This window comes from Marinilabilia rubra, from assembly GCF_003121985.1.
Taxonomy (GTDB): Bacteria; Bacteroidota; Bacteroidia; order Bacteroidales; family Marinilabiliaceae; genus Marinilabilia; species Marinilabilia rubra.
In genome coordinates, this window is sequence record NZ_QEWP01000023.1 from 57,248 (window position 1) to 70,846 (window position 13,599).

A 13,599-nucleotide genomic window follows, 5' to 3' on the forward strand; every position below is an offset into this window, starting at 1 on the left:
TTGTCTTTATTTGATTGTAAAACTGTGCTTTAAAATGGGGGTCTCAGCATTTTGAGAAACCAGAATGGAGTAATTGCCTTTAAATAATTTCCAGTCATTCTTATCTGTATCCCATTTTTTTAACTCTGATACAGGTATTTGAATGGTAGTTTTTTCTGTTTCTCCGGCATTAATAGTTACCCTGCTGAAACCTTTCAATTCTTTAAGAGGCATTCGCTCTTCTTTGGGGTAAGTGATGTAAACCTGCACCACTTCTTCAGCGTCAAAATCACCGGTGTTTTCGATTTCCAGGTCAATGGACAGCAGATCCTCTTTAGATACCTGGGAGGCTGGTTTACTACTCCAGTTATATTCAAACGTTGAATAACTCAGTCCATATCCAAAGGGGTACAGAACATCACCGTCAAAATATCTGTAGGTTCTGTTTTGCATGCTGTAATCATCGTAAGGTGGAAGGTCATCCACGCTTTTGTAGAAAGTCAGCGGCAGTCTTCCCGAAGGCGATGTGTTTCCAAATATGAGGTTGGCCAATGCTGTTCCGCCTTGCTGTCCCGGATACCAGCCAAAAATAATGGCATCGGCAAAGGGTTCAATAGCTGAAACATCAATGGCACTTCCGCCCGTTACAACTGCTATGATTGGATGGTCATGACTTTCGCGCAGTTTTTGCATGTAGATCTCATGTGATCGTGGCATGCTTAAATCTTTTTTGTCACCTCCGTGTTTAGAAAGAAAAGCATCTCCCTGTTCTCCCTCAAGCAATGGATTAAGGCCCAGGACAGCAACAGTAACATCTGTAAAACCGGCAGCCCATATTCCTCCAAAACTGGTTGTATCGGCATAGCTACATCCCATGTCGTACTGAACAGATGTCCCCGGTCCGCCTGCTTCAACAAGTCCTTCAGCAAAAGTGACCATTTTGCCCGACATGCCATGGTAGTTTCCGGTGAGCACACTTATGGATGCAGCGTTTTCGCCAACAACCATAACGGATGAGGTTTTTTCCTGACTTAGAGGCAGTATCCCGTTGTTTTTTAGCAATACCATACTTTTCTCCGCGGCTGTTCGTGAAAGCTCCACGTGGTATGCATTGTTAACGCTGTCTGCTCCATAAGTTGAATAGGGAGATTCGTCCGGATTATCGTAAAATCCCAGTTTTATCTGTGTACGTAACGTTGGAAGCAAAGCACTGTCAAGTTGTTCCCGCGTTAGCAAATTCTGATCAATGGCTTTTTTTACATCGTCCTGAAGGATGTTGGAACAATCGAGATTGACACCGGTTTTGACTGCAGCCGCAGCTACCTCCACTCTCGTAGGGATGGTTTTGTGGCGCCGCCAAATATCATCCAGGGCCCAGCAATCTGTAACTACCTGCCCATTAAAACCCCATTCGTCACGCAGAATATTTTGAAGCAACGTTTTACCGGTACAGCATGGCTCCCCGTTAACCCGGTTGTAGGCACACATTATTGTCTCCACACCATTATCCACAAGAGTTTTGAAAGCAGGGAGATAAGTTTCTCTCAAATCTTTCTCATCTACAATGGCATTAAAGTGATGACGGTCTGCTTCAGGTCCGCTGTGAACAGCAAAGTGTTTGGCGCCGGCAGCGGTTTTGAGGTGATGAGGATCATTGCCCTGAAGACCCTGGACAAAAGCTTTTCCGGTAACGGCAGTGAGAAATGGGTCTTCGCCATATGTTTCCTGGCCCCGGCCCCAGCGTGGATCTCTGAAAATATTGATGTTGGGGGTCCAGAAACTAATTCCCATGTATTGATTATGAAATCCCTTGGCTCTGTTTAGGTTGTATTTGCTCCTGGCCTCGGTAGAAATGGCATCAGCAACCTGATGAACCAGCGCAGTGTCAAAAGTGGCTGCCAGAGCAATGGCCTGCGGAAAAACAGTGGCTTCTCCCGCTCTTGCCACACCATGGAGTGCCTCATTCCACCAATTGTAAGCAGGGACCTGAAGTCGCTCAATGGCAGGGCTGTCATAACCCAATAACGATATTTTTTCTTCCAGAGTGAGTTCCTCCAACAATGCAAGCGCTCGCGTTTGCGGATCCAGATCCGGATTTCGAAAATTCTGAGCTGCAATTTTGAAGTTTCCGGAGGAAAAGAGAAGCATCAATACTGAAACAATAGCTGTAAATGTCTTCATAGTTACCGGTTATTTGTGTTGTTAAAAAGTATCCAATATTTTTCGCATTTCTGCAATTTGCTCTTCATTACAGGTGACGGGTTGTCCAAACCCCAGTTCATCAACTTTTTTAAATATGTTGGGCTTGAAAATCCTTGCGGAGGAGTGAATTTCCACAACGCCGGTGTTTTCAATGATTTTTTGAATATTATTGGGGCGCACCCCGGACCCTGGCATGATTGAGATTTTGCCCTTAGCCAGGGTGGTTAACTTTTTGATCAGGGGCAATGCTTCCTCAGCCTTTTGCGCCTGGCCTGAGGTTAGGACTCTTTTACAGCCTGCGGTAATCAAATCTTGCAATGCTTCTTCCGGATCGGGAGTAAGGTCAAAAGCTCTGATAAAAGTTACATCCATTGGGGCTGCCAATAGAACAATCTCTTGCATTCTATCCACATCAACAGTGTTATCCGGATGAAGAATTCCTGTTGCAATGCCTTGACAACCTGCTTCCTTACAAAAAAGGATGTCTTCTTTGATCATATTAAATTCATCGTTGCTGTAAGAGAAACCACCACCTGAAGGACGAATGATCGGGAAAACATCGAGTGCTGTTTTTTCGCAAGCTGCCTTGATGAGCGCATGGTGGGGAGTGGTTCCTCCATCTCCCGGGTTGCTGCATAATTCAATTCTGTTTGCTCCAGCTTTATCAGCTTTAATGGCGGCCTCGATTGAAAAAACACATATTTCGAGTGATATTTTTTTCATTGCTTCTTTTTTCTTTTCCTGATATTGTTCCGGACCGCTTCTTTTGAATTGAATTTTGTCTAAAGCATTGTAGTCTTTAATCACCTTAAATGATTAAATTATCGAATAATTCAGGATTTTGTTAAATTTTTGTCGTTTTTAGTTCTGATAGACTTTTTTAAGTCATTAAATTTGAAAAAAATTAGGGTAAAAGGAAAGATTTTATTTTACAGCAATTAATTTTGATGTTATAATAATAAAAAAGAAATTAACCTTATACTTATGAGCGTTTATAACGCTTTCTTATAGGGTGCGAATATACAAAAATTAGAAAAAACACAATTTCTTTTATTATTTTTTTGCAAAAGTCTTGCAAGAAAGAAAAAAAAATGTGTGCTTTGTAAAGAATAATTATTTTGGTTTGAAACGAAAAATGGAAAATTATTTATTCAACAGCTATTTGCTGACGACATTGTCCGGCCTGGAGAAGAAGAAGTATCTTCTTTCAGTACGAATATTAAAGTTTCTCTACTTTAAGGGGCCCAATCCGGTGGCTGATATCTGCAGTCATCTGAAAATCAGTACTCCTAACGGGAATGCCATTCTGGCTATGTTGATGGAGCAAGATCTTATAGAGAAAAAGGGATATGGGCTATCCAAAGGTGGACGCAAACCTGAATTGTATGGTCTCAAAGATGATGCATTTTATGTTGTTAGTGTTGACATGAACATTCATCAAACTCAGTTGACTGTTTTTAACAGTGTTAATGAACAGGTTACGGATGTTCATAGCTTTTCTCTTGAGCTTGATAATGAGGTTTCTACACTGGAGGTTCTTGTGAGGGAAATCCGGAAGTTTGTTGTCGACTCCGGTGTTGATTTCAAGAGAATTATTGGAGTCGGACTTAGTTTACCCGGTTTGGTGGATTCAAAAGGGGGATACAACTATACTTATCTCAACTATGGTGATCGTCCTGTAACGAGTATTTTACAGGAGCAGTTGAGTTTGCCAGTATTTATTGAAAATGATGCTAAAGCAGTGGCATTGGCCGTTTGGCGGTTTGGAATTGCCAAAAATCAAAAAGATGTCATGGTATTGTTTCTCGACTGGGGAATCGGTCTGGGCCTTATTCTCAATGGAAAATTGTATCGCGGGTCCAATGGTTTTGCCGGGGAATTCAGTCATATTCCGATGGTTGAAGACGGAGCCTCATGTATCTGTGGCAAAAACGGATGTCTGCAGACCATTGCTGCCGGAGCAACACTCGTACGTAATGCCCGCGAAGGGATTTTGGAAGGAAAAAGCTCCTTAATGTCTCACTTTGCCAAAGGTGATGTTAACGATGTTGATTTAAGAACCGTTGTAGATGCTGCCCTTCAAGGCGATCAGTTTGCAATTAATTTATTGTCAGACATCGGTGAGCACCTTGGAAAGGGAATTTCCATCCTGATTCAGCTGTTTAACCCCGGGATGATTGTGTTGGGTGGTAAAATGGCTGAAGCAGACCAATACCTTACCATTCCTATTCAGCAATCGGTTAACAAGTACGCAATGCACAAAATTAGTGAGGGAGTGACCATCAAGAATTCTGAGCTTGGTAAAGAAATTGGCCTTAAAGGTGGTCTTGCGGTCGTTATGGAAGATGTTTTCGATGTATTGGGCAGTGTTTATACCAAGAAAAAAGCCAAACTGACAAAGTAAAAAGACCGGAAACTCAGATTCATTTTGTGGAGGCGTGTTACGGTGTTTTTAGCTTTAAAAGAGTTGAAATTTACATATATACAGAATTCACGAGATGCTAAATAAATTATTACTATCGGTCTTTTTTACCGGCGTTTTATTCAGTTGCACCAATTCCGGTGTACTGATAGAGGATGCTAACATGCAGGAGGATGTCAGACAAAGCCTGCAAAGACAAAAAGAGCTTGCCGTTCATCGTTCAGACCAATTATTCTCTCTATACGATAGTAATATTTCGAAGGCAGAAAAGGAGGCGTTGGATTTTCTTTATGCCTACATGCCATTAAGTGATCTTTCCAACCACAGCGGAACTTTTTATCTCCTGCATGCACGCTATGCTCTTAAGGCCCGTAATACTTTCCCCTGGGGGGCAAAGATTCCAAATGATATATTTCTTCATTATGTTTTGCCTCACCGGGTAAACAATGAGTATCTGGATACAGCACGTGTTGTGTTTTACAAAGAACTAAAGGAGAGATTGCAGGGGCTTAACATGAAACAGGCGGCGCTTGAAGTTAACCATTGGTGTCAGGAAAAAGTCATTTATCATTCTACCAATGAATACCGTACGAGCTCTCCTCTCAATACCGTAAAAACTGCATACGGCCGATGTGGCGAACAATCTACTTTTACTGTCGCTGCTATGCGGGCAGCTGGTATTCCTGCCCGTCAGATTTATACGCCCAGATGGCCTCACACCAATGATAATCATGCCTGGGTTGAGGTTTGGGTAGATGGCAACTGGTATTTTATGGGTGCCTGCGAACCAGAACCTGAATTGAATATGGGTTGGTTCGAAAGTCCTGCTACCCGGGCTATGCTCACCCATCACAGAACCTACGGACATATTAAAACCTATGATGAAGTGGTTGCTACCAACCCTTTCTACACCGAAGTAAATACTCTCACAAGATACGCCAGAACAAAAAAAATCCGGGTGAAGGTTAAAGACGGGGGTGGCAGTCCGGTTGAGGGAGCAGAAGTCAGCTTTCAGTTACCCAATTTTGCTGAGTTTTATGATATAGCAACGGTTCAAACCAATTCAGATGGAGTTTGTGAATTTTTAACCGGACTGGGTGATCTTATGGTTTGGGTGAATGCAGAAGGACAATATGCCTGGAAAAAACTGGCTGTTCCTAATACCGATACGCTCGAAATTGTATTGAGAGAGAAACCTGAAGCAGGGATGGTCATCAATCATCTTATTCATGCCCCGGCTCCAAGCGCAACAGCCGATCACAGTAAGGTTGACCGCAAAGGTCATTCAGAAAGACTTCAATATGGGGATTCTCTTAGAACGGCCTACGAGAATACATTTATCGACTCAACTGCTTCGGTTGATTTTGCCAATAGACTGAATCTTGATCCTGTGAAAGTTTTTTCTCTTTTTGAAGCGAGCAGGGGTAACTGGCCTGTAGTGAGGCGTTTCCTGGAATATGCAGGTGGGGCCAATCTTGAAAAGGCTATGATGCTTTTAGATGTGATTGCTATGAAAGACAGGCGAGACACCCCATTAAAGGTATTAATAGACCATCTTGATTATTCTGCCAATCCTCTTAAATACCCGGATGAAATCTATCAGAAATACGTTTTTAATCCCCGTATTCACAACGAACTACTTTCGGCTTATAAGAAAGATTTTCAGCAGTTTTTTGAACCTGCGTTTATTCAAAAATGTCAGGTTTCTCCTGTACTCTTGGCAAAATGGGTGAATGAAAACATTCAGTTGAATGAAAAAGCCAATCCCTGGGGCGTACCACAGTTGCCGGTCGGAGTTTTAGAATTAAGAGTAGCAGATAGAAATTCATTGAATATCTTTCTTGTTGCTGTCGCCCGAAGTATGGGCATTGCATCAAGAGTTGACAAAGTGCGCAAACAGTCACAGGTTTTGATTGAGGGTGAATGGATAGATATCGATCCTGTAAATGGTAAAATTGGTAACAGACCTAAGGGCAACATTTTAATAAACCTTGCAGGGAATACTCCCTCAGGGAATGTGCCAAAATATTACAAAGATTTCACCCTGAATAAGTTTGAGGGGGGAGGGTATGAAACTCTCGATTATGCATCGTCTAAAGTCTTTGAGAGTTTTCCTGCCAGCCTTGGGTTGGATGAAGGATCCTACTCATTGGTAACTGTTAAACGCCTTCCCGATGGTTCATCTAAAACACGGAGAGTCTTCTTTGATGTTCAACAGGGGAAAACAGAAGAGGTTTCATTGGTCATTCCTGACAAAGGAAATATAAAGGCTTTTGAGGGTGATTTGACCATTGATTTGAATCGCACATTTGAGGAATATTCTTCTAAAGAGGGCATAAGCCTGAACCAGCTTGCAGGTGAAAACGGGTTGGTGCTCATTTGGATAGATCCTGCAAGAGAACCATCCCGGCATTTGGTAAACGACCTGACTCGTTTGGGCAGTAGTTTTGATAAATGGCCGGGAAGTATAGCCTTGTTGCTTAAGCCGGAAAAAATTACACCCGCATTTTCCATCGATCAATACGATGGTTTGCCCAATCGTTCCGTTTTTCTAATTGATGAGTCGGAATGGTTACTTGATATTGAAAGGGAATTGGGTATAATCATGGAAGAGGAAATGCCGGCAGTTTTAGTAGTGAGTGCTTCAGGGAATTTGGTATTTCAATCATCCGGCTACCGCATAGGTATTGGCGATGATGTCCTGAACCAGGTGGCAGTTTCCTGCTCAATTCATTGATTTAGAAAGCCGGTTTTATCCTTTTACTTTTCAACGGAAAATGCGTGGCTTCCGTTTTTTATTGATCACTTTAAATTCTATGAAATGAAAAATCTTAGTTTTCTTTTTGCTTTTTTGTTGGTCGGGATGTCGTATAGCTTCTCTCAGGCCATTTATGAAGATGAACGGTATGTTCCTGAAACCGACCCCCTTGTTCTGGAAAAGCTGGAGCAATGGCAGGATTTTAAATTCGGACTGTTGATGCATTGGGGCGCCTACAGCCAATGGGGAATTGTTGAATCATGGAGTATTTGCGCTGAGGATGAGGGTTGGTGTGGACGTCCACATGAAGACTATATTGCATACAAAGAAGACTATGAGGATTTAATAAAAACTTTTAATCCCATTGATTTTAATCCGGACAAATGGGCCGATGCTGCAAAAGATGCCGGAATGAAGTATGTTGTGTTTACCACTAAACATCATGATGGATTTTGTATGTTCGATTCAAAATATACTGACTATAAAGTGACGTCTGAAGAATGTCCCTTCCACATCAATGAGCGGGCCAACATTGCCAAGGAAGTATTTGATGCTTTCCGTGCTGAAGATTTTTGGGTTGGGGCCTATTTCTCTAAGCCCGACTGGCACAACGATGATTACTGGTGGTCAAACTTTGCCACTCCCGACCGGAATGTTAATTATGATCCTGTTGCATATCCCGAGAAATGGGAGTCTTATGTGCAGTTCACCCACAATCAAATCATGGAATTGATGACCGATTATGGAGATATGGATATTTTGTGGCTCGACGGTGGATGGGTGGCTAAAAAGTCTCCTGAGTTGATAAAGGAAGTATACAAAAGAAAAATTGAAAATATGGAGTCAGGTTTCCTGAAAGCAAGAGTCATCAATCAGGATATCAGGATGGATGAGCTGGTTGAAAAAGCCCGGAAAGAACAGCCCGGACTTATTGTAGTTGACAGGGCTGTACATGGGAAAAACCAGAATTATCTGACACCTGAAAACCGGGTTCCTGAAAAACCGCTTTCTTATCCATGGGAGTCATGTATTATCTCAGGTGGAGGTTGGTCTTATACCCCGAATGCCAAATATATGTCAGGTCAGGAAGCCATTCATATGCTTGTTGACATTGTCATTAAGGGTGGAAATCTGCTCTACAATGTTGCCCCGGGACCTGATGGAGACTGGCAAATGGGTGCTTATGAATTGCTGGAAAAAATGGGTGACTGGATTAAAGTCAACGGTGAAGCCATTTATGGAACGCGTACTCTTGAACCTTATAAAGAAAGCAACATTGGAATGACTCAAAAGGAAGGCAACGCCTACTTTATTTATATGGATCAAAGTGAAGATGGAAAGATGCCATCCAAAATTGAAGTGGAATCTCATCAGCCTGTTGATGGTGCTGAGGTTACCCTGTTGGGATACGACAAGCCTTTGAAGTGGAAAGCTCAGGGAAGTGGTTTTGAGGTGTCGATTCCAAACAAACTCAGAACCAATCCCCCAAGCAAATACGCCTGGGTGGTGAAGGTTTCCGGGATTAAGTAATTAATTTCTAAAAATTTTAGCAAAACGATATACGAATGAAGAAACTGGTACTTGCTTTTATAGCCGTTGCGCTGTGGAGCTTTTCTGGCAACGCTTCAGGACAAGATACCCTGAACGTCACTACTCACGATCACATTACCATCAATACAGACCAAAAGAAGGGTGTTAATTCGTTTTACGAGTGGGGTGTTTTTCCCTCTCAATCAGAAAATATAAGACGGATAAAAATGCAGGTGACGCTTGGACATCCCGATTCAATGGCCATTGCTCATTGGGACTATCTGGATCACATTTATCTGAGAAGAGTGGGGGGTACTCAGGGGGAGTCTGAGGATATCGAACTTGGCCGTTTAATAACTCCTTATGGTAGTAGTTTTACCAGGGATTGGAGTTATACATGGGAGGTGGATGTGACTGACTTTGCCTCACTTCTTCGCGATAGTGTGGAAGTTGAATATTTGCACTCCGGCTATGAACCTGAGAAATTAGGATGGGCACTTACCGTGAACTTTGAAATTCATACAGGACCGGCAGTTGCCAATCCCATCAGCATTAAAGAATTATACAAAGGAAGTTTTCCTTATGGGGATATCAATGATCCGGTGGAGAATTATTTTACACCGGTAAAGGTAAATTACGATGATAAAGCCGATTTTGGCAGAATCCGAATTCAGCATACAGGTCATGGCTTTGGCCCTCCTGATTACTGTAGTGAGTTCTGCACCCGCTGGCGTGAAGTTGTTTACAATGATAAAGTAATTGATAAGCGTCATTTGTGGAAAGATTGTGGCGATAATCCATTGTATCCACAAGGAGGCACATGGGTTTATGACCGGGGGCACTGGTGTCCGGGAGACTTGCAAAAGCCCGATGTATACAATGTGGATGCTAAGGCAGGAGAGAATATCATCGATGTGGACATGATGCCTTACGTGGACTCGGTAAAAGAGGTAGAAGGCCGGGAGGTTGTTGCTGCTTATTTTATTCAGTATGAAGCACCCAATCATCAAAATGACGTGGCCATAGAGGAAATTGAAGTGCCCAGCCTGAAACAGAACTATGGTCGTTTTAATCCTGCTGTTTTTGAGCCGGTTATTCGTTTTCGTAATCTCGGAAGTGATCCCCTTACAGAGTTGAAAATAAAATATGGTACCAAAGGTTTTAAAACCAAAACTTTTAAATGGACAGGTGCTCTCGATTTTTGGGAGGAGACCACACTTTATCTCCCCGGAATAGTTGATTTCGAAGATGGCATGAATCTTTTTGAAGTGGAGCTTTTACGTCCCAATGGAAAAAAGGATGAATGGAAAGCTGATAATGCACTTACATCTCAGTTTAAGTCTTTAAAGGAGTTGCCATTGGAATTTGTGGTAGCATACAAAACCAACTATCGCCCCGAAGAGAATCATTTGTTTATGATTAATGAAAAGCGCGACACAGTTTATCAGCGCAATCCATGGGAGTCTGATTCTAATACGGTTTACATGGACACTCTGAAACTGGATCCCGGTTTGTATGAGTTTGAACTCACCGATTCTGAAGGTAATGGTCTTGAATTCTGGGCTGAGCCCCAGCACGGATATGGTTACCTCAGATTCCTGGATATGGAGGGCAACATTCTCCATCATTTCCTGAGCGATTGTGGTAACGGACAGTTTCTGGCTTTTAAAGCCACCGAAGATGCTAAGCAGGATACAACAGTTTCTCAAAATGCCTTCTTTATCTATCCTCGCAGAACCCGTGAGCGCCTGGAACTGGATGCTTTCCTGGAAAGTCCTAAAGACATGAAAGTTAGATTTATGTCTGATGGAGAGCCTGTTGAAGTACATGAGTATACCAACTTTAAACAAGGAACACTGGAATACTTTATCGGTTATCTTCCAAAAGGCAGATATGTTGTAGAAGTATATCTGGATGATAAACTGGTGCATAAAGACCGGATAAACCGGGATTAATAATCATTATATACTGTGTAATTGCAGCCCTTGAAGAAATGAAACGAGCATGGCAACGATTGCCTCAAAAGAGAATGCAAATAATCAACTATGCGAGTTCCCTGCCTACCGGTCAGGCAGGCATCAGACAAATAACTTAGACAAATTATTTACTGATGAAAGGGCTGTGATTTTCCTGAGGATGGGAAACAGAATTTTGGATTGATGGCCCGTAAGTTCTTAATAACATGGTGAAAGGGCCTCGCAGTTCATGCTAATAAAGAGAACAGGATAAGTTGTAAAGAGGGAGAAATGTTTAAATTGGTTTTAATTAGTGCTTTGTTTTTAGCCAGCTTGCTATGCGGGGCGCAAAATGCTGTTGATATTATTCCGGTTCCTGTTGAAATGCAGGAAACAGAAGAAACGTTTGTGATTGATGAAAGTACAGCAATTCAGTACAACAAAGACGATGTTGAATTGGTACGCCTCGCGGCTTTTCTGACACTTCAGATCAAAGATATTTCAGGGCTGGAACTACCTCATAACGTGGAGCAGAGCAAAAATATCCGTTTTGAAGTGATTCAGGACAACCAGATAGGTGATGAAGGATATCGTTTAAATGTGAGTTCTGAGGCTATTACCCTTCAGGCTAATAACCGCCGGGGACTTTTTTACGGTTTGCAGTCTCTTTTTCAGACTCTTCCTTCCGTTCGCACCAATGAGCAGCTTAAGGTTCCGGGGTTGCAAATTGTGGACTATCCACGTTTCGAATGGCGGGGCATGATGCTGGATGTTAGCCGGCATTTCTACTCCCCTGAAGCAGTAAAACATTACATTGATTTGCTGGCTAACTATAAGTTCAATGTTTTCCACTGGCACCTGGTTGATGATCCGGGCTGGCGCATTGAAATAAAAAAGTATCCAAAATTGACTGAGGTAGGTGCCTGGCGGGTGGATCATCTGGATAAAGTGTGGTCGGAACGTCCTCCTGCTAAGGAAGGGGAGAAAGCTACATATGGCGGGTATTATACCCAGGAGCAGATCAAAGAAATTGTTGCTTATGCCCAGGCCAGAAATATAACCATTGTTCCTGAGATTGAATTGCCCGCTCACTCTGTGGCTGCACTAGCTGCTTATCCACATCTTTCATGTACCGGAGAGCCTCAGTTTGTGAATACGGGGGGTGATTATCCCGAAGGTGTGCAAACAGCTTATTGTCCGGGGAAAGAGGAGGTGTTTTCATTTCTTCAGGATGTTTTGGTTGAAGTAATGGAATTGTTTCCTTCAGAATTTATTCATGTGGGAGGGGATGAAGTCGACAAGTCGCAATGGGAGAATTGTGATTTGTGTCAGAAGCGCATCCGTAAGGAAAAGCTTGAAGATGAAGATGGCCTGCAAAGCTACATGATCAAACGAATGGAGAAGTTCCTTTCATTGCATGGACGTAAGCTTATCGGTTGGGATGAAATACTAGAGGGCGGACTGGCACCGGGAGCTACCGTAATGAGTTGGCGCGGTGAAGCTGGCGGCATTAAAGCGGCCCGCATGGGGCACGATGTGGTGATGACTCCCGGCTCTCCGTGTTATTTCGATCATTATCAGGCGGGACCTGAGGGCGAACCGGCCGCTATTGGCGGGATGAATACCCTGAAAGATGTTTATACCTATGAGCCTGTACCTGAAGTTCTGGATCAGAAGGCCGCGAAGCATGTTCTCGGGGCCCAGGCCAATGTGTGGACGGAATATATTGCTACTTTATCGCATTTGGAGTATATGGTGCTACCAAGATTGCTGGCCTTGTCGGAAGTGGTTTGGTCGCCCTCTGAAAACCGTGACTGGATCAATTTCAACAGACGATTAAGAGGCTGGCACTTCCGTACTTTCGATCAGAAAGGATTCAATTACAATACCGGAAACAGCAAAGTGGTGATAACACCTGAGTCGAGTAAGGGGGAATTAAAGGTTACCCTTCAGACCGAAATTGTGGATGGTGACATTGTTTACACCCTTGATGGCTCCATTCCTGATCTTAAAAGCCATAAGTATAATGGGCCCATTGAAATTTCTGAAAGTTGTGTTTTGAAAGCTTCCACTGTATCTGACGGAAAGATTCTTGGTTGGGTGCCTGCTTCACAGACTTTCGAAATTCATAAAGCCATTGGAAGAAAAGTTGAGTATGAATACCCGGTAAGTCGTTATTACATGGCAGACGGTCCGAATAGTCTTACTGATGGTGTACGGGGGACCCTGACTGTGGGTGAGTTTTGGCACGGGTTTAATGAAACCGACATGGTCGCTGAGATCGATCTTGGACAGACAACCAAAATTCATAAAGTAATTCTGGGTGTTCTGCAAAAGCGGAAGGACTGGATCTTTCCGGCCCAAAAGATGAATGTTGAAGTTTCGCTTGATGGGAAAAAATTCACCAATGTAGCAACAGTTGATTGTCCGTTAAACCCGGATGATGTTTCTAACCAAACCATCGATTACACGGCTGTTTTAGGTGGGGTTGAAGCCAGGTATGTGAGAGTTACGGCCACCAATTTCGGGGTTTGTCCCAAAGGGCATCCCGGAGAAGGAAAGCCAACGTGGTTGTTTGTGGACGAAATTGTGGTTGAATAAAGGGGGGCACTTCAAAATTGGTTAATAATGTGAATCAAGGGTTGAAAGCATAGTTTAAAAAAGCAGCAGATAAACGACCAAAGGCATGAACTATCAATCCTTTTGTCGACCGAACCTTGCTAGCCCTTTGTATATCTGTTTTTTCGATTAGC

At 42.9% G+C, this 13,599-nt stretch carries 7 protein-coding genes; 5 read left to right on the forward strand and 2 right to left on the reverse strand.

Features of this window, described 5'->3' with window-relative positions; all coding sequences use genetic code 11:
- Window positions 1-6: 6 nt before the first annotated feature.
- Window positions 7-2,160 (reverse strand): glycoside hydrolase family 3 N-terminal domain-containing protein, encoded by a 2,154-nt coding sequence (locus tag DDZ16_RS18590; protein ID WP_109265989.1) that lies wholly within the window; start codon window positions 2,158-2,160, stop codon window positions 7-9.
- Window positions 2,161-2,181: 21 nt separating this feature from the next.
- Window positions 2,182-2,904: a copper homeostasis protein CutC gene (locus DDZ16_RS18595; protein ID WP_232526817.1), complete on the reverse strand. Its 723-nt coding sequence runs from the start codon at window positions 2,902-2,904 to the stop codon at window positions 2,182-2,184.
- A 412-nt stretch (window positions 2,905-3,316) separates the two neighbouring features.
- Here DDZ16_RS18595 and DDZ16_RS18600 point away from each other — a divergent pair, with 412 nt between their 5' ends.
- The 5 genes from DDZ16_RS18600 to DDZ16_RS18620 all read left to right on the forward strand — a co-directional run bounded on the left by DDZ16_RS18600 (window position 3,317) and on the right by DDZ16_RS18620 (window position 13,447).
- A complete protein-coding gene (locus DDZ16_RS18600; protein WP_109265997.1) occupies window positions 3,317-4,585 on the forward strand; it encodes an ROK family protein in 1,269 nt (422 codons plus the stop codon).
- 94 nt (window positions 4,586-4,679) lie between these two features.
- Window positions 4,680-7,340, forward strand: a complete 2,661-nt coding sequence (locus DDZ16_RS18605; RefSeq protein WP_109265990.1) for a transglutaminase domain-containing protein — start codon at window positions 4,680-4,682, stop codon at window positions 7,338-7,340.
- Window positions 7,341-7,424: 84 nt separating this feature from the next.
- Window positions 7,425-8,891 (forward strand): alpha-L-fucosidase, encoded by a 1,467-nt coding sequence (locus tag DDZ16_RS18610; protein WP_109265991.1) that lies wholly within the window; start codon window positions 7,425-7,427, stop codon window positions 8,889-8,891.
- A 35-nt stretch (window positions 8,892-8,926) separates the two neighbouring features.
- The gene (locus DDZ16_RS18615; RefSeq protein WP_109265992.1) at window positions 8,927-10,846 is read left to right on the forward strand and encodes a peptide-N-glycosidase F-related protein; all 1,920 of its coding nucleotides are present in this window, start codon (window positions 8,927-8,929) and stop codon (window positions 10,844-10,846) included.
- A gap of 291 nt (window positions 10,847-11,137) precedes the next feature.
- Window positions 11,138-13,447: a glycoside hydrolase family 20 protein gene (locus tag DDZ16_RS18620; protein ID WP_109265993.1), complete on the forward strand. Its 2,310-nt coding sequence runs from the start codon at window positions 11,138-11,140 to the stop codon at window positions 13,445-13,447.
- Window positions 13,448-13,599 lie beyond the last annotated feature (152 nt).

Bases quoted from the DNA above. Each gene is read 5' to 3' on its own strand.
- DDZ16_RS18600 (WP_109265997.1), top strand. From the start codon at position 3,317: ATGGAAAATTATTTATTCAACAGCTATTTGCTGACGACATTGTCCGGC.
- DDZ16_RS18590 (WP_109265989.1), bottom strand. From the start codon at position 2,160: ATGAAGACATTTACAGCTATTGTTTCAGTATTGATGCTTCTCTTTTCC.
- DDZ16_RS18595 (WP_232526817.1), bottom strand. From the start codon at position 2,904: ATGAAAAAAATATCACTCGAAATATGTGTTTTTTCAATCGAGGCCGCC.
- DDZ16_RS18605 (WP_109265990.1), top strand. From the start codon at position 4,680: ATGCTAAATAAATTATTACTATCGGTCTTTTTTACCGGCGTTTTATTC.
- DDZ16_RS18615 (WP_109265992.1), top strand. From the start codon at position 8,927: ATGAAGAAACTGGTACTTGCTTTTATAGCCGTTGCGCTGTGGAGCTTT.
- DDZ16_RS18610 (WP_109265991.1), top strand. From the start codon at position 7,425: ATGAAAAATCTTAGTTTTCTTTTTGCTTTTTTGTTGGTCGGGATGTCG.
- DDZ16_RS18620 (WP_109265993.1), top strand. From the start codon at position 11,138: ATGTTTAAATTGGTTTTAATTAGTGCTTTGTTTTTAGCCAGCTTGCTA.